Annotated in this window: 15 protein-coding genes; 5 read left to right on the top strand and 10 right to left on the bottom strand. The window is 60.6% G+C overall.

The window, feature by feature from the left end:
- Positions 1 to 36: 36 nt before the first annotated feature.
- Complete coding sequence (locus PHW99_RS08715; protein WP_300175747.1) at positions 37 to 1,014, bottom strand: GMP reductase; 978 nt, start codon at positions 1,012 to 1,014, stop codon at positions 37 to 39.
- 196 nt (positions 1,015 to 1,210) lie between these two features.
- Positions 1,211 to 1,951, bottom strand: a complete 741-nt coding sequence (locus PHW99_RS08710) for a hypothetical protein (protein ID WP_300175744.1) — start codon at positions 1,949 to 1,951, stop codon at positions 1,211 to 1,213.
- 23 nt (positions 1,952 to 1,974) lie between these two features.
- Between PHW99_RS08710 and PHW99_RS08705 the strand changes: the two genes are divergently transcribed.
- Positions 1,975 to 4,413, top strand: coding sequence for a UvrD-helicase domain-containing protein (locus PHW99_RS08705; protein ID WP_300175742.1), 2,439 nt, complete (start codon positions 1,975 to 1,977; stop codon positions 4,411 to 4,413).
- Between the two features lie 18 nt (positions 4,414 to 4,431).
- Here PHW99_RS08705 and PHW99_RS08700 read toward each other — a convergent pair whose 3' ends face one another.
- The 3 genes from PHW99_RS08700 to PHW99_RS08690 form a co-directional block, all read right to left on the bottom strand.
- On the bottom strand, positions 4,432 to 5,166 hold the full coding sequence (locus PHW99_RS08700) for a lysophospholipid acyltransferase family protein (RefSeq protein WP_300175740.1): 735 nt from the start codon (positions 5,164 to 5,166) through the stop codon (positions 4,432 to 4,434).
- 75 nt (positions 5,167 to 5,241) lie between these two features.
- Entirely contained in the window at positions 5,242 to 5,541 is a 300-nt protein-coding gene (locus PHW99_RS08695; RefSeq protein ID WP_300175737.1) for a hypothetical protein, read from the bottom strand.
- 139 nt (positions 5,542 to 5,680) lie between these two features.
- Entirely contained in the window at positions 5,681 to 6,412 is a 732-nt protein-coding gene (locus tag PHW99_RS08690) for a helix-turn-helix transcriptional regulator (RefSeq protein ID WP_300175734.1), read from the bottom strand.
- A 116-nt stretch (positions 6,413 to 6,528) separates the two neighbouring features.
- Between PHW99_RS08690 and PHW99_RS08685 the strand changes: the two genes are divergently transcribed.
- Positions 6,529 to 7,353: a hypothetical protein gene (locus PHW99_RS08685; protein WP_300175731.1), complete on the top strand. Its 825-nt coding sequence runs from the start codon at positions 6,529 to 6,531 to the stop codon at positions 7,351 to 7,353.
- Between the two features lie 59 nt (positions 7,354 to 7,412).
- Positions 7,413 to 9,356, top strand: coding sequence for an MFS transporter (locus tag PHW99_RS08680; protein ID WP_300175753.1), 1,944 nt, complete (start codon positions 7,413 to 7,415; stop codon positions 9,354 to 9,356).
- On the opposite strand, the gene PHW99_RS08675 is transcribed toward PHW99_RS08680, so the two are convergent.
- The 3 genes from PHW99_RS08675 to PHW99_RS08665 are packed head-to-tail and all read right to left on the bottom strand — an operon-like array spanning position 9,332 to position 13,737.
- Positions 9,332 to 10,453: an HD domain-containing phosphohydrolase gene (locus tag PHW99_RS08675; RefSeq protein ID WP_300175728.1), complete on the bottom strand. Its 1,122-nt coding sequence runs from the start codon at positions 10,451 to 10,453 to the stop codon at positions 9,332 to 9,334. The genes PHW99_RS08680 and PHW99_RS08675 overlap by 25 nt on opposite strands.
- Complete coding sequence (locus PHW99_RS08670) at positions 10,450 to 13,011, bottom strand: response regulator (protein ID WP_300175725.1); 2,562 nt, start codon at positions 13,009 to 13,011, stop codon at positions 10,450 to 10,452. The genes PHW99_RS08675 and PHW99_RS08670 overlap by 4 nt, the downstream gene beginning before the upstream one ends.
- A gap of 18 nt (positions 13,012 to 13,029) precedes the next feature.
- Positions 13,030 to 13,737 carry a transporter substrate-binding domain-containing protein gene (locus tag PHW99_RS08665; RefSeq protein WP_300175750.1) on the bottom strand — a complete coding sequence of 236 codons (708 nt, stop codon included), beginning with the start codon at positions 13,735 to 13,737 and terminating at the stop codon, positions 13,030 to 13,032.
- 369 nt (positions 13,738 to 14,106) lie between these two features.
- Here PHW99_RS08665 and PHW99_RS08660 point away from each other — a divergent pair, with 369 nt between their 5' ends.
- Entirely contained in the window at positions 14,107 to 14,952 is an 846-nt protein-coding gene (locus tag PHW99_RS08660) for a GNAT family N-acyltransferase (protein WP_300175723.1), read from the top strand.
- A 166-nt stretch (positions 14,953 to 15,118) separates the two neighbouring features.
- The gene (locus PHW99_RS08655; protein WP_300175721.1) at positions 15,119 to 17,083 is read left to right on the top strand and encodes an alkaline phosphatase PhoX; all 1,965 of its coding nucleotides are present in this window, start codon (positions 15,119 to 15,121) and stop codon (positions 17,081 to 17,083) included.
- Between the two features lie 104 nt (positions 17,084 to 17,187).
- Here PHW99_RS08655 and PHW99_RS08650 read toward each other — a convergent pair whose 3' ends face one another.
- Both PHW99_RS08650 and PHW99_RS08645 read right to left on the bottom strand, forming a co-directional pair.
- Positions 17,188 to 17,745 (bottom strand): FlgO family outer membrane protein, encoded by a 558-nt coding sequence (locus PHW99_RS08650; RefSeq protein ID WP_366913235.1) that lies wholly within the window; start codon positions 17,743 to 17,745, stop codon positions 17,188 to 17,190.
- The gene (locus PHW99_RS08645; RefSeq protein ID WP_300175715.1) at positions 17,745 to 18,407 is read right to left on the bottom strand and encodes a hypothetical protein; all 663 of its coding nucleotides are present in this window, start codon (positions 18,405 to 18,407) and stop codon (positions 17,745 to 17,747) included. The genes PHW99_RS08650 and PHW99_RS08645 overlap by 1 nt, the downstream gene beginning before the upstream one ends.
- Positions 18,408 to 18,426: the final 19 nt, after the last annotated feature.

Genomic DNA, 18,426 nt, shown 5'->3' with positions numbered 1-18,426 from the left:
ACTTTCTGTCGCAGCGGAGGATCGCTGCAATTGGCACTACATCAGCAAATGTTCCCCGGCGTTGTCGCCGCCGAGCGTGACGTAGTTGGCCTTGCGGATGTCCATCAGCTTTTTGCCACCTGAGTAGCTGATCGAGCTTTGCACGTCCTGCTCCATTTCGATCAGGGTGTCTGCCAGTTGGCCCTTGATCGGCTCCAGGATGCGTTTGCCTTCCACGTGTTTGTATTCACCCTTGTTGAAATCACTGGCCGAGCCGTAATACTCCTTGTACAGCCGGCCATCCACTTCGACGGTCTGGCCGGGGGACTCTTCGTGGCCGGCCAACAGGGACCCGATCATCACCATGGTGGCGCCAAAGCGGATGCTCTTGGCAATGTCGCCGTGTTCGCGGATGCCACCGTCGGCGATGATCGGCTTGGTGGCGACCCGGGCGCACCATTTGACCGCACTCAGTTGCCAGCCGCCGGTGCCGAAACCGGTCTTGAGCTTAGTGATGCAGACCTTGCCTGGACCGATGCCGACCTTGGTGGCATCGGCGCCCCAGTTCTCCAGGTCAATCACCGCCTCGGGTGTGGCCACGTTGCCGGCAATGATGAATGTGGTCGGGATTTTTTCACGCAGGTAGCTGATCATGTTTTTCACGCTGTCGGCATGGCCGTGGGCAATGTCGATGGTGATGTACTCGGGGGTCAGGCCCAGAGCGACCAGCTGATCCACCGTGTCGTAGTCCGGCTTTTTGACCCCCAGCGAGATTGAGGCGTACAGGCCACGCGCCTTCATGTCTTTGACAAACGCGACGTTGTCCAGGTCAAAGCGGTGCATCACGTAAAAGTAGCCGTTTTGCGCCAGCCAGATGCACAGGGCCTCGCTGACCACGGTTTTCATGTTGGCCGGCACCACCGGAATACGAAAACGCCTTGGTCCAAGCTCCACGCTGGCATCACATTCGGAACGGCTTTCCACCCGGCATTTGCGGGGTAACAGCAGGATGTTGTCGTAGTCAAAAATTTCCATGGTCAGGCTCCTTGCTTGACGCCCTTCAAACCCCGCAGGTGTTGGGGCGACTCAGGAGAGCGTCGGGTTGAAAGAGAGCACTTGGAATGCGATGCCGGTTCCATTTTCCATATGCAGGTGAACCACATGGCCAAAAAAAACCGGGCTGCAATTGCTTGGGCCCGGTGCTTGATTGTATCGGGTTTGTCGGTTTGTACTAGTCATCCTGTTCACTGGGGCAGGCCGATTCGGCTGCCATGACCAGTTGGCCACTGGCATCCTGCAGCCAGCCCACCACCTGCAGGCGTGTGGTTTGGGCGCCCTCAGGGATGTTCATGGCACGGAATTCCCTGAAACTTATTTGCTCTGAATTTGATAGTGATTCATGTCCATTCCACGTGGGCTGAAGCACATTTCTGACCAGATTCCTGGCCACCACGGAACCCTCCAAGCCAGCGGGCAAGGTTTCGACCAGCGCCAGCCAGGCCTGCAGCGGGTAACTGACCTTGCGACCCGGTGGCAGACGCAGCTCGATCGAGGCCCCGACATAACCGCCAAAAGCGATCCCGTGTGCCACGCGCAGCCGGGCGTCTGGCCAGGCCACAACGCGGCTGGTCAGGCTGTCCTGACGATCCGGGCGCAGGCGTTGCAGGGCCTCCAGCCGCAGGTGTGCGTCCCGTCGGGCAGCCGCAGCCAGTGGGGCATCTTCCCCCTGGCTGCCGGGCACGATCCAGTCCAGCGCCAGGGTGCCACTGACCGCCGCCGGGGTGGCCGGGTCACGCCAGCAGGTGTCGCAGTCGGCATTGACAAAGCGCTCCAGCAGCATCTTGGGTGCTGCCTGGTCGTCGCTGCTGCACAGCGACTGGCCATGTGCCAACGGCACCGCCAGCAGCAGCGCCAGCCAGCCATGGCGCCAGACCCTGAACCAGGCTTGATCTGTGAGGTGAGAGGTTGTCATTCGTCGGCTTTCTACAATGAACCATGTTCTCTGCAATTACACAACAAAGCCCGGACGCAGGCCTGCTGCATAACCTCAACCCTGAGCAACTGGCGGCTGTCACACTGCCTGCCGAGCATGCGCTGATCCTCGCCGGCGCCGGCTCCGGCAAAACCAGGGTGCTCACCACCCGCATCGCCTGGCTGCTGCAGACCGGGCAGGTCTCACCGGGTGGCATCATGGCCGTGACCTTCACCAACAAGGCCGCCAAGGAGATGATGACGCGCTTGGCCGCCATGCTGCCGCTGAACGTGCGCGGCATGTGGATTGGCACCTTCCACGGGCTGTGCAACCGCCTGCTGCGTGCCCACTACAAGCTGGCCAACCTGCCGCAAGCCTTCCAGATTCTGGACACGCAAGACCAGCTCTCCAGCATCAAGCGCCTGTACAAACAGTTCGGCATTGACGACGAGCGTTTTCCCGCCAAACAGATGCAGTGGTTCATCGGCGGCTGCAAGGAAGACGGCCTGCGCCCCAACATGGTCGAGGCCCGCGACGACGAGACCCGCAAAAAGGTCGAGATCTACCAGCTCTATGAAGAGCAGTGCCAGCGTGAAGGCGTGGTCGATTTTGGCGAGCTGATGCTGCGCAGCTACGAGCTGCTGCGCGACAACGATCCCATCCGCGAGCACTACCAGCGCCGCTTTCGCCACATCCTGATCGACGAGTTTCAGGACACCAACAAGCTGCAATACGCCTGGATCAAGATGCTCGCCGGCACTGGCGCGCACAGCAGTGTCGACGGCGCTTTCCAACCCACCGGCTGCGTGCTGGCCGTGGGTGATGACGACCAGAGCATCTACGCCTTTCGCGGGGCGCGTGTGGGCAACATGGCTGACTTTGTGCGCGAATTCGCCGTAGCCCACCAGATCAAGCTGGAGGAAAACTACCGCAGCGGCAGCAACATCCTGGACAGCGCCAACGCGCTGATCAGCCACAACAGCAAACGCCTGGGCAAAAACCTGCGCACCGCCCAGGGGCCGGGAGAGCCAGTGCGCGTGTATGAAGCCGCCAGCGATTTTCTGGAAGCGCAATGGATGGTTGACGAGATGAAGCAGCTGGTGCGCGAAGGCCACGAGCGCAAAGAAATCGCCGTGCTGTACCGCTCCAACGCCCAAAGCCGGGTGATCGAGACCGCGCTGTTCAACGCCGGCATGCCCTACAAGGTCTACGGCGGCCTGCGCTTCTTCGAGCGGGCCGAAATCAAGAATGCGCTGGCCTACCTGCGCCTGCTGGAAAACCCGCGTGACGACACCAGCTTCTTGCGCGCCGTCAACTTTCCGCCACGCGGCATTGGCGCGCGCAGCCTGGAACTGTTGCAAGACGCCGCCCGCGCCAGCGGCTGTGCCTTGAGCGATGCGGTCAGCGGCCTGGGCGGCAAGGCGGGCAGCAACATCGGCGCTTTCCTGGCGGGCATTGACGTGTTGCGCGAGCAAACCCAAGGCTTGAGCCTGCGCGAAACCATTGAACACACGCTGGCGCACAGCGGCTTGATCGAACATTACAAAGCCGACCGTGAAGGCGCGGACCGGGTGGAGAACTTGGAAGAACTGGTCAACGCCGCCGAGAGTTTTGTCAGTATCGAAGGCTTTGGCCGCGACGCGGTGGCGCTGCCAGTGGACGAGCTGGGCCAGGCGCTGACGCAATCGCCTGCCTCCCAAGGCCTGGATCTGAATCAGCCCGTGATCGACATCCCAGCGCCAGACGCTGAAACCGGCGAAACCCTGTCACCCCTGGCCGCCTTCCTGACCCATGCCGCGCTCGAAGCCGGTGACAACCAGGCCCAGGCTGGCCAGGATGCCATCCAGCTCATGACGGTGCACGCCAGCAAGGGCCTGGAGTTTGACTGTGTGTTCATCACCGGCATCGAAGAAGGCCTGTTCCCGCACGAAAACTCGATGAACGACCGTGACGGTCTGGAGGAAGAACGCCGCCTGATGTACGTGGCCATCACCCGCGCTAGATCCCGCCTGTACCTGAGCCATTCACAAACCCGCATGCTGCACGGCCAGACCCGCTACAACCTCAAGAGCCGTTTCTTGGAAGAGCTGCCCGAAGACGCCCTGAAGTGGATCACGCCCAAGAACCAGGGCTTTGGCGGTACGGCGGGTTTGGGTGGCGGGTCCGGTTCCTGGTTTGCTTCAAATTCAGGAGCTGGTAGCCCATATAGAACGCGGGCTGGAGGCCAATTTAGCACGGATTATTCAAAATACACCAGCGCTGCGGCGGCGCCGGTACCCGCACAAAAGGAGCCCCCTGGCGGGCTGCAGGTCAAACAAAAAGTGTTCCACGCCAAGTTTGGCGAAGGCACGGTGCTCAGCCTGGAGGGCAGCGGCGACGATGCCCGCGCCCAGATCAACTTCCCGCGCCACGGCATCAAATGGCTGGCGCTCAGTGTGGCCAAGTTGACACCGGTGCCGTGACCGGGTTTTGAAAAACCTTTAGCGCAAAGCCGCCACCGCCTGGCGCACATCTGTGGCCAGCGCCCGGCGGTCACGGTCACCGGGCAACAGCGGCTCACCCAGGGCCACTGTGGCGCACAGCGGCGGCGCGGTCAACGTGCGCCAGACCGAACCCAGCAAGGTGTCGTCATCAATGTAGCAGGGGGCCAGGCTGGGTTGGCCGCTGACCGCATCCACAAAGCCCAGCGCCACTGGCTGCACCGGCGCGCAGGCCGAAATGGCGGCCTGGAACAAGTTGGCATGAAACGGCAGCAATTGCTGCCCGTTGCTGGTGGTGCCCTCGGGGAAGATCGCCAGAACGTCACCCGCGCGCAGGTGTTCGGCCATCTGGTGCACCACACGCATCGCATCGCGCCGCGATTCACGGGCAATGAAGAGGGTGCCGCCGCCATGGGCCATCTTGCCCAGCAGCGGCCAGTGCTGAATCTCAGCCTTGGCCACAAAACGGCAATGACCTGCCGCCAGCAGCAGCGGGATGTCCAGCCAGGAGATGTGATTGGCTGCCACCAGCATCGGGCCACGCTCAGCGGGTTTGCCGGTTACGACCAATTGAATAGCTAGCTGTGCAAGCAGCGTCTGGGCCCAGGCCTGAATCGTTTGGGCTTTTTGTGTCTCTGTCATGGTGGGAAAGCGCCAGGCGATCACGGCCAACCCGTGGATCAGATGCAGCACCAAGCGAACCAGGCGGTAACTTGCTACTAAGTTTTTGGTCATGCGGGAAGCGCGAGGAAAGTGGGCCAGGGAAATGTGCTGGCGAAGTGTAGCCAAGTGGGCGACCCCACCGGCCGGCTACGGCGCGTCTGGTGGCTTGCGCAGCCAGTCGCAGCGCAGGCGTCTGAGGTGGTGGGCTTGAGTGCGCCAGCGGATGTACAGGCTGGGTGTCAGCGTGCCCAGCACGCAGGGCAGGCTAGCCCACCAAGCGTCCAGCACCAGGGTGGGAACCCAGCCGATCCAGCCCATCAGCCAGATGGTCAGAATCGCGTCCCAGAGTTCGTATTCGATCGGGTGATCCTGCGCATGTTCCTTGCACCATCGCTTGATGCGGTGAAGCTCTGAGAACGAAACGGCAGGAGCGGGCCACGTGATCATTGCAATCTCCCGATGTGAGCTTGCACTGTAAGTTTGGCGTCAATAAAAATCAAGGTGAATGTCGGGCATCAGACCTGAACCCCTGGTTTGACGCGCCTGGGTCGGAAGGTCTGCAACCCCGTGGCGATGCACTGACCCCTCACCGTCGCAGCCTGCCAAACGCCTCAAACTCCCAGCTGCGCATGGCCAGCAGCAGGGTGTAGCCTTCGCGGTCTTTGTCGCCCAGTTTCTGGTCGGCCAGGTGTTGCTGGGCAAAGTCCTGTGCCACGCGCTGCATCCGTTCCATGAACGAGGGTGCCAGACTGCGGCTGATGGAGCCGTGCACCAGCAGCAGGCCTTCGCCCATGCCGTTGAAGCCGCCTGAAAAGTAGTCCAGCAGCGCGTTGTCGCGAAAGTAGTCCATCACCGGGCCATGGGGCCGCCAGCGGAAGGTTTTGGCCAGTTTCAGGCGGTAGCGGTTCAGCGGCCGCAGTTCGATGATGCCAATGCGGTCCAGCTGCGCCAGGTAGCCGATGCATTCGGCATTTGTCAGGCGGTAGGCGCTGGTGATTTGCTCCAGCGTCCATTGGCTCAGCACACAAATGGCCACCAGCAGCAGTTTTTTGTCAGCCACCACGGCGCTTTCCTGCTCCTGGCTGAGCTGCGCCAGCAGCGGCTGCGCGTCGGCCACGCGGCGCGCCAGGTCGGCAAAGTCGAGTTTCAGGGCGCGGCACATCGCGTCGATGCGCGACAGCGGCATGTCGCCCTTGGCCAGCATCCGTTTGACGCTGCTCTCGGCCAGTCCCAAGCTTTGCGCCAGGTCGGCATAGGTCATGCGGGCGGCTTTGAGTTCTTTTTTGATGGCGGTGACAAGATCGGCGGTGGTGCCCATAGGTATTGTTTGGTGATACTTTTGGCATCAATTATCTATACAGGTTGAGTAATTTGGCAGGTTTTCAGCGTGGCGTTTGCACACTGCGGATGTTTTTAGCCACAGGAGTGTTTGTCATGAAAACTTTGCCCCGCTCAGCCTTGGCCCAATCAGCTGTGACCCCGTCAGCTTGGTCCTGGCCCGAGCAGCTGTTGTTGGCCGCGTTGCTGGCGGCGCTGGTGCTGGCTTCTTTGGGCCCCAATGTGGCCCAGCAGGCGCAGTACCACGCGTTTGCCGATCAACGCGGCTGGCAGGGCTTGCCCCGCGTCATGGACGTGCTTACCAACTTGCCCTTCGCCGTGGCAGGCCTCTGGGGGCTGGTGCGGGTGGGGCAGGCCAGCTTGCAACGCAGCCTGGATGCCTACTTGCAACTGGCCGCGGTGTTTTTCGGCGGTTTGCTGCTGACGGCTGCCGGGTCAGGCTACTACCACTGGCAGCCTGACAACTTTGGCCTGGCCTGGGACCGCCTGGGCATGGTGGTGGCGTTTGCCGGGCTGTTGGGCATGGCGGTGGCAGACCGCATCAGCCTGCGCGGCGGAGTGGTGACGGTGGCGATCACGCTGCTGGCCGGGCCGGTGGCGGTGCTGGTGTGGTACCAGAGTGGCAACCTGTTGCCCTGGGTGGTGCTGCAGGGCGGTGGCATGCTGCTGGTGCTGGTTTTGGCCCTGCGCCAGCCCGTGCCCGGTGGCTGGGGTTTGCCGCTGATGGCGGTGGCGGCGCTGTACACGCTGGCCAAACTGCTGGAGTTGGGTGACCACGCCGTGTTGGCCTGGACCAGCGGGCTGGTGTCGGGTCACAGCCTGAAGCATGTGGCTGCGGCGCTGGCGGCCTGGCCTGTCATGACTGTCATGCACAATCACCCGCAATTCAAGTTGTACCGGGCGGCCAAGGCCTGGGCTTGAGCCCGCATTCCATTCAGAACAAGAAAGAGGAGCCCATTTTGAATTCCGACACCCAGGCCATGACGGCCCCCGTGCCCCAGGCTGCCCACGCGCACCCGAACCAGTTTGCACTGCTCGGCCAACGCCGTTTTGCACCGTTTTTCTGGACCCAGTTTTCAGGGGCGGCCAATGACAATGTGTTCAAGTTCGCCTTCACCGTGATGGTGACCTACCAGCTTAGTGTGGGCTGGTTGCCGCCGGCGATGGCCGGGCTGGTGATCGGGGCACTGTTCATCTCGCCGTTTCTGCTGTTTTCGGCCACGGCCGGTCAGCTCACCGACAAGTTTGACAAGACGGTGATGATCCGCTTTGTCAAAAACCTGGAGGTGGTCATCATGCTGATCGCCGCCTATGGGTTTGTCAGTGGCCAGGTGGTGGTGCTGCTGTTGTGCACGTTTTTGATGGGCCTGCATTCCACGCTGTTTGGCCCGGTGAAGTTTGCCTACCTGCCGCAGGTGCTGGGTGAGCGTGAGCTGACCGGTGGCAATGGCATGGTCGAGATGGGCACGTTTGTAGCCATTTTGCTGGGCAACATTGCCGGTGGTCTGCTGGTGGCCATGCCTGAAGTCGGCCACCGCAACGTGGCCGTCGCCTGTGTGCTGCTGGCACTGCTGGGGCGGGGGGTGGCCCAGTTCATTCCCCGTGCCCCGGCCACCGACCCTGGCTTGACGATCAACTGGAACCCGGTCAGCGAAACCTGGCGCAACCTCAAACTGGCCCATGGCAACCTGGTGGTGTTCCGGTCGTTGTTGGGCATCAGCTGGATGTGGTTTTTTGGCGCGGTGTTTTTGAGCCAGTTCCCCAGCTTTGCCAAAGAGGTGCTGCATGGCAACGAGCAGGTGGCATCCCTGCTGCTGGTGGTGTTTTCCATCGGCATTGGCACCGGCTCGCTGTTGTGCGAGGTACTGAGCCGCCGCCATGTCGAAATTGGCCTGGTGCCGCTGGGCGCGATCGGCATGAGTGTGTTTGCGGTGGATTTGTACTTTGCATCAAAGGGGCTACCCGCGTCAGAAGTCATGGGCCTCGCGGCGTTTCTGGCTCAGAGCGCGCACTGGCGCTTGATGGCTGACCTGCTGCTCTTGAGCCTGTTTGCAGGCTTGTACAGCGTGCCGATGTACGCCTTGATCCAGCTACGCAGCCAGCCTACGCACCGCGCCCGCATCATTGCGGCCAACAATATTCTGAACGCGCTGTTCATGATTGCCAGCTCAGTCATCGCAGGGGTGTTGCTGAAAAGCGGTTTCACCATCCCGCAGATTTTCTTGTTCACTGGCTTGGCCAATGCGGCGGTAGCGGCCTACATCTTCCTGCTGATGCCGGAATATCTGCTGCGTTTTGTGGCCTGGGTGCTGTCGCACCTGGTCTACCGCTTCAAGGTGCGTGACGATGAACACATCCCCACCCAGGGTGCCGCCGTGCTGGTGTGCAACCACGTGAGTTTTGTCGATGCCATTTTGCTGATGGCGGCCAGCCCGCGTCCGATCCGCTTCATCATGGACCACCGCATTTTTCAGGTGCCGGTGCTGGGCTGGTTGTTCAAGCTGGCCAAGGCGATTCCGATTGCGCCGCGCGCCGAAGACCCGGCTGCTTACGAGGCCGCGTTTGTTGCCGCAGCCCAGGTGTTGCAAGAGGGGGATTTGCTGGCCATCTTCCCCGAAGGGGGTATCACCAAAGACGGCAACTTGCAGGAATTCAAAGGCGGCATCATGAAAATTCTGGAGCGTGCAGAACAACAGGGTCTGACGGTGCCGGTGATCCCGATGGCGCTGGTCAACCTGTGGGGCTCGTTTTTCAGCCGGGTTGAAAAAGGTGGGGCCATGGTGCGTCCTTTCCGGCGCGGCATGTTCAGCCAGGTGGGCTTGAATGTGGGCCCAGCGCTGCAGGCGAACCAAGTGCAGCCGCAGGTGTTGCGGGAACGGGTGGCGGGCTTGTTGCAGCCTCAACGGGCATCGGAGAATTCGTAGGCGATCTTGGCAAACTCGTTGCGCCGTTCCAGGAAAACATCGACCAAGGCGGGGTCGAAGTGTTTGCCTTTTTCAGCCGTGATCGTGGCCACGGCGTCTGATACCGGAAAGGCATCTTTGTAGACGCGTTTGGTGGTCAGCGCGTCAAACACGTCGGCCAGCGCCATGATCCGCGCCGCCAGTGGAATGGCCTCGCCGCGCAGGCCGTCTGGATACCCCGCGCCGTCCCAGCGTTCATGATGAGAACGGGCGATCAGCCGGGCGACTTCCAGAAACGCCAGCGGTGCACCCTGGCCCTTGAAGGTTGATCGATCCGCATCCTTGACACGTTGCATGGCCAGCGCAATGGCGTCACTGCCAATCTGGCAGTGGGTCTTCATGACGTCGAATTCTTCTTTGGTAAAGAGGCCCGGCTTGCGCAGGATTTGGTCAGGGATGCCAACCTTGCCAATGTCATGCAGGGGCGCGGCCCGGACAATCATTTTGAGCTGCTCGTCAGTCGTTTGGTCGCGCAGGCCGGTAATACCCCGAATGGCCTGCGCCAGTTGCTCCACATAGGCCTGGGTACGGAAAATATGGCTACCGGTATCGGCATCGCGTGTTTCGGCCAGGGTGGCCAGGGCATGCAGGCTGGCGTTCTGGATCAGCTCGTTGTCATGCATGCGCCGCCGGATTTCAGACTCCAGAAAGGCATTTTGGTCCTTGAGCCAGTCCTTGGCGCGTTTGTTTTCAAGTTGCGTGTGTACGCGCGCCAGCACCACGATGGGTTTGATCGGTTTGGTGATGTAATCTGCCGCCCCCAACTCCAGGCCACGTTCTTCATCTGCCGCCTGATCCTTGGCCGTGACGAAGACCACGGGGATGTGCCGGGTCAGGGGGTCTTCACGCAGGCGTGCCAGGGTTTGATAACCATCCATCTCGGGCATCATCACATCCAGCAGAATCAGGTCGGGGCGAGGCTCTGTCACCGCCGCGCGTAGTGCCCGTTGCCCCGAGTTGGCTACCTTGACGTGGTAGTCGGCTTCCAGCAGCTCTCCGAGAATGGCCAGGTTTTCGGGTTGGTCGTCGACCACCAGCACGGTGTGCATCTTGTTCATTTCTGCGGTCTCAATAGTGCTAGGGCGTCATCGTATGAGAATTTGCCAATCTGTTCACCGATGGCCTGCACGGCGCTGGCACCGAGGATGTCGTCAAGCACTGCGCGATGTTGTTCAAAGTAGCGGCGTGCCGCCATGTCACCCGTATCCAGTAGCGCCGCCAGTTCCTGGACAACGCGCGGGTTGGCCACGGGTTTCTGCTCAACCAAAACGGTGGAGGGTGGACGCTGTGGGTCAGGCAACACGGCTCGGATACCAGCAATCAATTGCGGCAAGTCCTCGGACAGCTGTTCGAGCTGGGTGTCTGCCTGAGCCAGTGCATGCTGCTTGAGCGACTGCTGAAGATCCGTCGCGAGGCGCTGGATACCCGTGGCCCCAATGTTGCTGGCGCTGCCCTTGAGTGTGTGGGCAATGTGTTCTGCCCCTTGGTAATCCCGGCGCTGCAACAGGTTGCGCAGGATGACATGGTCCTGTGCGTGGCCGTTGGCGAACATGTGCAAGACCCGCTGGTAGGAGGACCGTTTGCCCCTGACCACCTTGAGACCAGCTTCCACATCCAGGCCGGGGATGTTCGTCAGTGAGGTGAGCGACGGCGGTTCGCTCAATAGCGCCGTGGACTCTGGTGGCACCGGTTCGGAGACCGCCGCCGCTGTTGGCGTGGTTGGTGGCAACCATTGCAGCAACACCTTGATCAGGACGTCCGGGTCAACGGGTTTGGCCACATGGTCATTCATGCCGGCTTGTTTGCAGGCCAATCGGTCTTCGTCGAAGGCATTGGCGGTCATGGCCAGAATCGGTGTGGTTTGCCGGCCGGGCAGGGCACGGATGGCGCGGGTGGCGTCCAGTCCATCCATGTGGGGCATTTGCACGTCCATCAGGATCAGGTCATAGCTGGTGTTGGCGGCCTTGTCCAGCGCCTCCTGGCCATCTACCGCCACATCCACTGCCAGACCCACGCTATGCAGCAGCTCCAGGGCGACCTCCCGGTTGATGGCGTTGTCCTCAGCCAGCAGAATGCGCGCGCCACTGTGGTGGCGACGCAGCTCGGCCTCGGCGTCCAGACCGATTTCGTCGTCGGTTTTGACCGGCATGATGCCGTGACCTCGGCCCAGCACGGCGGTGAACCAGAAGGTACTGCCCTGGCCCGGCTGGCTCTGTACCCCAACCTCCCCTCCCATCATCTCCGCCAGATGCCGGGTGATGACCAGACCCAGGCCAGTGCCGCCGTATTTCCGGGTGGTGGAGGCGTCGGCCTGCTCAAAGGCATGGAACAGAGTCGCCATCTGTTGCGGGGACAGACCAATGCCGGTGTCCTGTACTTCAAAACGCACCAAGATCTCGTTACCCCGGTCTTCCTGCAGGATGGCCCGCAGTGATACACCGCCGCGTTCGGTGAACTTGATGGCGTTGCTGGTGTAGTTGAACAGGGCTTGGCGCAGGCGGGTCGGGTCACCGCGCAGCCAAGGCGGCACATTGTCATGGCTGACCTTGATCTCCAATCCCTTGGCGCGGGCTTGGTCGGAGATCAGTGACTGGACGTGGTCGAGCACGGTTTCCAGCGCAAAGTTGGTTTGTTCCAGCTCCAGCTTGCCAGCTTCGATCTTGGAGATGTCCAGGATGTCGTTGATGATGGACAGCAGGTGATTGGCCGCGGTGTCGATCTTGCCGAGACGTTCGGTCTGTTCTGGCGTCGGATTGGCCCGGCGCAGCAGGTGCGTCAAGCCAATGATGGCATTCATCGGGGTGCGGATTTCATGGCTCATGTTGGCCAGAAATTCACTCTTGGCGCGGTTGGCGGATTCGGCGGACTCCTTGGCATTGGCCAGTTGATCGGTGCGCTCGTTCACCAGTTTTTCGAGCTCGTTGGCACGTCGGCTCTCGGCTTGGCTGAAGGACAACAGCCGTTCACGCATGGTGTTGATGGCGGTGGTCAGTATCGTCAGTTCATCCTCTTGAGCGGGTTCCTTGCGACGCAATGACAGCACGGAGGTTTCATGCGGATGGATCTGGTTGAGCGCATAGAGGGCGATCTGTTCAATGTGACGACCGATCAGCCGGTAGAAAAAGAACAGCATGAAGATGGCCACCAGCGTGATCATGATGCCATTGGTGAGCAGGGAGGCGAGCAGGCGGTCCAGCGTGTGCTGGTAGGCGTTTTCATACGACGCCGATACCACCAGTTCGCCAATCGGCTGCCAGTGGCCGCGGTGCATGCGCTGCAGCAGAAAAGTGCGGGTGATACCTGCGCCTTTGAGCGGTTCTCCGTGACTGAGCAGCGTTTTGCCATCGACCCTGATTTCGGCCTGGACAAAGTCGGGCAGACGGGTGATACCCAGCAGTTGGGTCTCCAGGCGCTCCCGATCCATGACCCACAGATTTTCAACGGCGCTGTCCACATAGGCCACTTCAACCTGCTGCATGCGCTCATCAATTTGACGCCGTTCGCGCAGGTGATTGGTGATCAAGTCTGTGGCCGTGATGACCAGCGCGACCAGGGTGCTGAACAGGAAGACATAGGCGGCCAGCCGAAGAGCCAGCCTGCCAGGTCGCAGTTTCAATCGCAGCCGCATGGGACCTTATTTGGCGAAAGGTGTCAGGGTGATGTCGACGATGTGTTGATAACGGCCGTCCTGCTTGATCTTGGCCAGTGCCTGGGATACCTTGGGCACCAGCGCTGCATGTTTTTTATGGAGATACATGTACATGTTGGTCCGTACCAGTGGTGGTTCCAACACCTGGACCTTGAACCCCATGTCGCGCACTTTGACCAGGCCTTGCCAGCGCTCGTAGAGCGCCACATCGGCCCGTTTGGACTTCAGCAGCCCGAACAGCTGATCAGCGTCACGGACCAGCGTGAGTTCCTTGCCCTGGGGCACATTCTGTTCAAACACCTTCCAGCCGATGATGTAAGTCACGACATAAGGCTCCAGGGAGACCCAGCTGTCGGTGGTAAACCGTTTGCCGGTGGTGTACGCGACGAAATCGTTGACGGCCACCGGTTCGGGCACACGAATCAGGTTGGGATACTGCTTTTCGAGTCCGGCCACCCGCATGGCCAGACCGTCATCCACCCCTTCATTGGCATTCAGCATGCCGCGCTCGGTGGCGGTCGGATAGATGATGACTTCAGCCTCCAGACCAAGATCACGGAAGACCGCCATGAGCAACTGGTCCAGAAAGCCTTTGTGATCCACCGTGGTGTAGGGTTCCAGCACGCCGGAGGACAGCACAATTTTGTCGCCGGCGTGCGCCGTTGGCCCACCCAGGGCCAGGATAAAAAACATCAGCAAGGTCAACCACCTGTGGATCACCCGGATGGCAACTGCACGGTGAAGCCGTCTTGAAAGGGAGGCACCTGGCGTGATCATGGCAAGCTCATTTTTCTGATGGTAGGGCTTCGAGTTTATTCCCCCGGGGGACGCCCGTCCAGCGATCGGTACGGTTGGTTGGGTTGGTCAGTATGCTATATATATGATAGCTATTTGTGCATGTTTCATGCGGGCTAGAGGCCAATTTTTCATGTCATGATGACCGTTTGGGCAAACGCCTGTCACTTCCGGGGGCTGCCATGGATGTCATGGTGATGTCATTCATCTGCCATCAAGATGTCACGTCGGGCCGACACCATGGCGCTGTCTACCACGGAGAACATCATGAGAGAACTGCCCAACCCGACGTTTGCCTTGTCCCCGGTCTCCTTGCCCAGGGGGTCACTTCACCGGCCTGATGCGGGCCACCTTGATGCGCAGCCAATGGCTGCAAAAACTGAGCGCGGCGGCCTGCTGGTGTCGTGGGCTCGCCACGGCGACGAAGTCCGGCAAGCCCAGCGCCTGAGGTACCGCGTCTTTGCCGATGAGATGGGGGCGCGCCTGAGCACCCCACTGGCCGGCCATGACGTGGATTTGTTTGACAACTATTGCGAGCACCTGCTGGTGCGTGATGCGGCGTCTCAGGAGGTGATTGGCACCTATCGGGTGCTGACACCGGCTCAGGCCAAACGGGTGGGCAGCACCTACAGTGACACCGAGTTTGATCTGATCCGCCTGCGCGGCCTGCGCGACCGCATGGTGGAGTTGGGCCGCAGCTGCGTTCACCCGCAGCACCGCCATGGTGGTGTGATCATGGCCCTGTGGGGCGCACTTGCCGAGTTCATGGTGCGCAACCAGCTTGACACCATGGTGGGCTGTGCCAGTATCCCAATGCTGTACAACGGCATGGTCAGTGGGGATGTTGCCGCCAGCATCTGGCAGCAGCTCAAAACTACCCATCTGGCGCCGATTGATGTGCAGGTGCGCCCGCGTTTACCGTTGCCGGTGGAGCAGCTCGACGGTCATCTGGCGGTGGAACCACCGGCGCTGATCAAGGGCTATTTGCGCCTGGGGGCCAAGGTGCTGGGCGCGCCGGCGTGGGACCCGGACTTCAACACCGCAGACTTGCCGATGCTGATGCGCCTCAGTGATTTGCCCGCCCGTTATCGCAAGCATTTTCTGGAAGGTTAAGTCCCATCCTGGGGAATGCGATTGCTGACCGCCTGAAAGGCCAGTTGCCACGCCGGAGTCACATAGTTGTCATAGAGCCTTTTTAGCATTCACCCGGTTCGGTCACCACACGCCTTGGGTGGTTGAGGCCGTCGTCTGTTTTCATTTATTTCTGGAAGGAAGATCAATGTCTCGTTTGCCCACCTCTTCACGTCGTCAAGCGCTCAAGCTGTTGGCAGGTATGCCCATGTTGCCGCTGGGGGCTTTGTCGGCAGGTTCCCTGTTGTCGGCTTGTGCCAGTTCGGGGACGCCAGTGGCGGCTACCAGTGCTTCATCGGCGCCGTTTGCGTCAGCGTCGTTTGTCGGTATGGCCGCCCCATCGCTGGCCAACCCGGCAGCCATGGCCACCACGACCGTGGCGTCCAGCCTGCAAGTGACCTTGAAAGACGGCACGACCCGGGCATTCAAGCTGGCTTACCAGCCGTTTTTTATCACTGGTGACCAGGTGCCTGATGGCAACGGCGGCACGGTGTTGGCCGGGGGCTATGTGGACATCGTCAATCGGCCCATCATTGACAGATCCGTCCCCGGCAAAGAGCGCCAGTTCTTTTCGGATTGCCCGGACGGCATGTCCTTGTTGCAGTTGCCCAAAACCACGGTCAAGGGCATCAAGGGCAAGGCTGTGTTTGCAGTGGTGCAATTTGAATACACCAACACCGATTTGAGTGGTGCCGATGCCTATGGCATTTTGCCGTCGCCGATTGCGGTGCTGACCCTGGATCAGGATCAGGCCACCGGCAAGCTCAGCCTGGTCAAGTACCACAACGTGGACACCTCCGAAGCGCAAGGCATGTGGATCACCTGCGGCTCCAGCCTGTCGCCCTGGAACACCCATCTGTCGAGTGAAGAGTACGAGCCTGATGCCCCGTTTGCCTCAGAAAACAAAACTTTCAAGGCCTTCAGCAAGAACCTGTTTGGTGATGAAACCGTGGCCAACCCCTACCACTATGGTCACCTGCCTGAGGTGACGGTACATCCCGACGGCACGGGCACCTTGGTCAAACACTTCTGTCTGGGGCGCATCTCGCATGAGCTGGTGCAGGTCATGCCCGACAACCGCACGGTGTTGATGGGCGACGATTACACCAACAGCGGCTTGTTCCTGTTTGTGGCCGACAAGGAAAAGAACCTGTCGGCAGGCACCTTGTATGTGGCCAAGCTGGGGGCGGGCTTTTCGATTAACCCGGCAGATGCCGGTGCCAAGCTGTCGTGGATCAAACTCGGCCACGCCACCAGCAAAGAGATCGAGAAGCTGGCCAACACCCTCAAACCGGCTGACATCATGACGGTGCTCAAGACCGATCCGAACGATGCCAGCTTCACCAAAATCTTTTACAACGGCACGGCCAACTGGGTCAAAGTCAAACCGGGCATGGAGAAGGCAGCGGCCTTCCTGGAAACCCATCGCTACGCCTATCTGATGGGGGGCAGCATGGGCTTTTCCAAAATGGAAGGCACCACGGTCAACATCAAGGACAAGGTGGCCTATTCAGCCTTGCAGAACATTCAGGACTCCATGGTGAAAACCGGCAAGGGCTGGAACGCCGCCAGTGGCATTGCGCTGGACAAGGCGCTGGTGGCCGGTGGCATCATGGCGCACACCCTCGGTGGCGGTCAGGTGGATCAGAACGGTACAGTCATCAAGAGTGAGTGGGTGCCGTCCCAGACACGTGCCTTGCTGATGGGTGAGGACATGGCACCCGATGCCTTGGGCAATCTGGCCAACCCGGACAAGGTGTCGAACCCCGACAACCTGAAGTTCTCGGAAAAACTGCGTACGCTGTTCATTGGTGAAGACAGCGGCACCCATGTGAACAACTTTGTCTGGGCCTACAACGTGGACACCAAGCAGCTCAGCCGTCTGATGTCCATGCCTTCAGGCGCAGAAGCGACTGGCCTGGGTGTGGTGGATGACCTCAATGGCTGGATGTACATCACCAGCAACTTCCAGCATCCCGGTGACTGGAGCAAGAAATTGCACGGCAAGGTGCAAGCCACACTTGACCCGCTGGTGCGTGCCAACTACAAGAACCGTTTCGGCGCAGCAGTCGGTTACCTGACGGCAGAAACTGCGGGCATTCGGCTGGGGTGATGACCGGGGCGGTGCGCCCCTCATTCCTGCCGAAGCCGAGCCATGAAAAAAAACCGGCTGCATTTCTTGCGAAAGGCAGCCGGTTATCGCTGTTGGTGTCAGGGCTAGCGCGATGTCGTCACCTGAAGCAGTTTGACGATGTCCTTGTCATTGGGCAAGGCGTAGTCATGAGCCCGGATGATGCTGCCATCCTCGGTGCGCACAAATTTCAGGCTGACATAGGTGAAACTGGCCGCGGCCGAGTAGGTGCCGACCAGCACATAGGCGGCATGATGGCTGCGGGCAATGTCCTTGATCTCGCGCGACAGCAGCAGCTCGCCAGTCTCCTCTTTCACAAACACGTCACCGCGCAGCTTCATTTCCTTGACGTTGAAGCCGGCACCGACCATGTGGGAGGCGTATTGCTCCGACAGGGTACGCCCCAGCGGCGCTGAGCGGCGCAAGTCGTTGACATTCACGATGGTGGCCACCAGCACCGGATGGCCGCCCGTGGCGTTCAGGTCAAAACCAGCGACCAGCTTGTTGATGGCTTCGCGGTTGGCCGTCACGAACTGGCTGGAAGCCGCTTCGGCATAAGTGGGCTCCAGCCGGGTTGGCGTACTGGTCGTGCAGCCTGCCAGCAAGGCTGCGGCGCAGGCGCAGAGGGTGAGTGTGTAGCGCATCATGGGCCAACCACCTTGACGGTTTTCGGGAGTTTTGCAGCCTGCAGGGCTGCGAACAGGGAGGAGTCGTCCTCTTCGATGTAATACAGATCGGTCTTGCGGGCCAGGTAACGGCCACCGGTGGCCACCGTGGTGGTCAGAATCAGCTCGGTACTGGTCGGGCCGCCCGAATTGATGCTGGCCACTGTGTCGCCAGCGGCAGCTAGGCCAAGCCCCCCGGCCAGTTTGGCGTCCATGGATTCAAAACGCAAGCCATAGGCGGCGTACAGGCCAGCCGTGACCATGGTCAACCCACCAGGAACAAAATGGGGGCGCGGACTGTTGTGGCGCACCAGTTGGGTTTTGTAGCTGATTTCCAGCGCCTTGTCCGGTGACTGATGGACAACCCGGCCGGCCTTGACCAGCTCGGTGATCAGGAACTCACGAAATGCCGTGTCAAAGGGACTGGGTTCAGGCGGCAGCGCCACATGCAGGGCCAGGGGTGAGGCTGATCCCACCTTGTTCAGTGTCTCCAGTGTCTGAGCCACCACATCCTTGGACAGCAGGTTCCAGTGGCCGGCTGAGCGCACTTTGGGCTGGACGGTGAGCGGGAAGTTTTCAGAGACAGGAATGGGCGCCGTGGTGCAAGCCGCCAGCAACGCCATGCCGGCACCGAGTGCCATGAGCCTCGTGGTTTTGGGA

The organism is Rhodoferax sp. (genome assembly GCF_028689305.1).
Lineage (GTDB): Bacteria > Pseudomonadota > Gammaproteobacteria > Burkholderiales > Burkholderiaceae_C > Rhodoferax.
The sequence above is the reverse complement of the archived record's forward strand: the minus strand, read 5'-3'. Positions and strand labels throughout refer to the sequence as shown.

Excerpts from the sequence above, each read along its gene's own strand:
- PHW99_RS08705 (WP_300175742.1), top strand. The coding sequence starts at position 1,975 with ATGTTCTCTGCAATTACACAACAAAGCCCGGACGCAGGCCTGCTGCAT.
- PHW99_RS08655 (WP_300175721.1), top strand. The coding sequence starts at position 15,119 with ATGTCTCGTTTGCCCACCTCTTCACGTCGTCAAGCGCTCAAGCTGTTG.
- PHW99_RS08715 (WP_300175747.1), bottom strand. The coding sequence starts at position 1,014 with ATGGAAATTTTTGACTACGACAACATCCTGCTGTTACCCCGCAAATGC.
- PHW99_RS08660 (WP_300175723.1), top strand. The coding sequence starts at position 14,107 with ATGAGAGAACTGCCCAACCCGACGTTTGCCTTGTCCCCGGTCTCCTTG.
- PHW99_RS08685 (WP_300175731.1), top strand. The coding sequence starts at position 6,529 with ATGAAAACTTTGCCCCGCTCAGCCTTGGCCCAATCAGCTGTGACCCCG.
- PHW99_RS08650 (WP_366913235.1), bottom strand. The coding sequence starts at position 17,745 with ATGCGCTACACACTCACCCTCTGCGCCTGCGCCGCAGCCTTGCTGGCA.
- PHW99_RS08695 (WP_300175737.1), bottom strand. The coding sequence starts at position 5,541 with ATGATCACGTGGCCCGCTCCTGCCGTTTCGTTCTCAGAGCTTCACCGC.
- PHW99_RS08665 (WP_300175750.1), bottom strand. The coding sequence starts at position 13,737 with ATGTTTTTTATCCTGGCCCTGGGTGGGCCAACGGCGCACGCCGGCGAC.
- PHW99_RS08700 (WP_300175740.1), bottom strand. The coding sequence starts at position 5,166 with ATGACCAAAAACTTAGTAGCAAGTTACCGCCTGGTTCGCTTGGTGCTG.
- PHW99_RS08690 (WP_300175734.1), bottom strand. The coding sequence starts at position 6,412 with ATGGGCACCACCGCCGATCTTGTCACCGCCATCAAAAAAGAACTCAAA.
- PHW99_RS08675 (WP_300175728.1), bottom strand. The coding sequence starts at position 10,453 with ATGAACAAGATGCACACCGTGCTGGTGGTCGACGACCAACCCGAAAAC.
- PHW99_RS08680 (WP_300175753.1), top strand. The coding sequence starts at position 7,413 with ATGACGGCCCCCGTGCCCCAGGCTGCCCACGCGCACCCGAACCAGTTT.
- PHW99_RS08645 (WP_300175715.1), bottom strand. The coding sequence starts at position 18,407 with ATGGCACTCGGTGCCGGCATGGCGTTGCTGGCGGCTTGCACCACGGCG.
- PHW99_RS08710 (WP_300175744.1), bottom strand. The coding sequence starts at position 1,951 with ATGACAACCTCTCACCTCACAGATCAAGCCTGGTTCAGGGTCTGGCGC.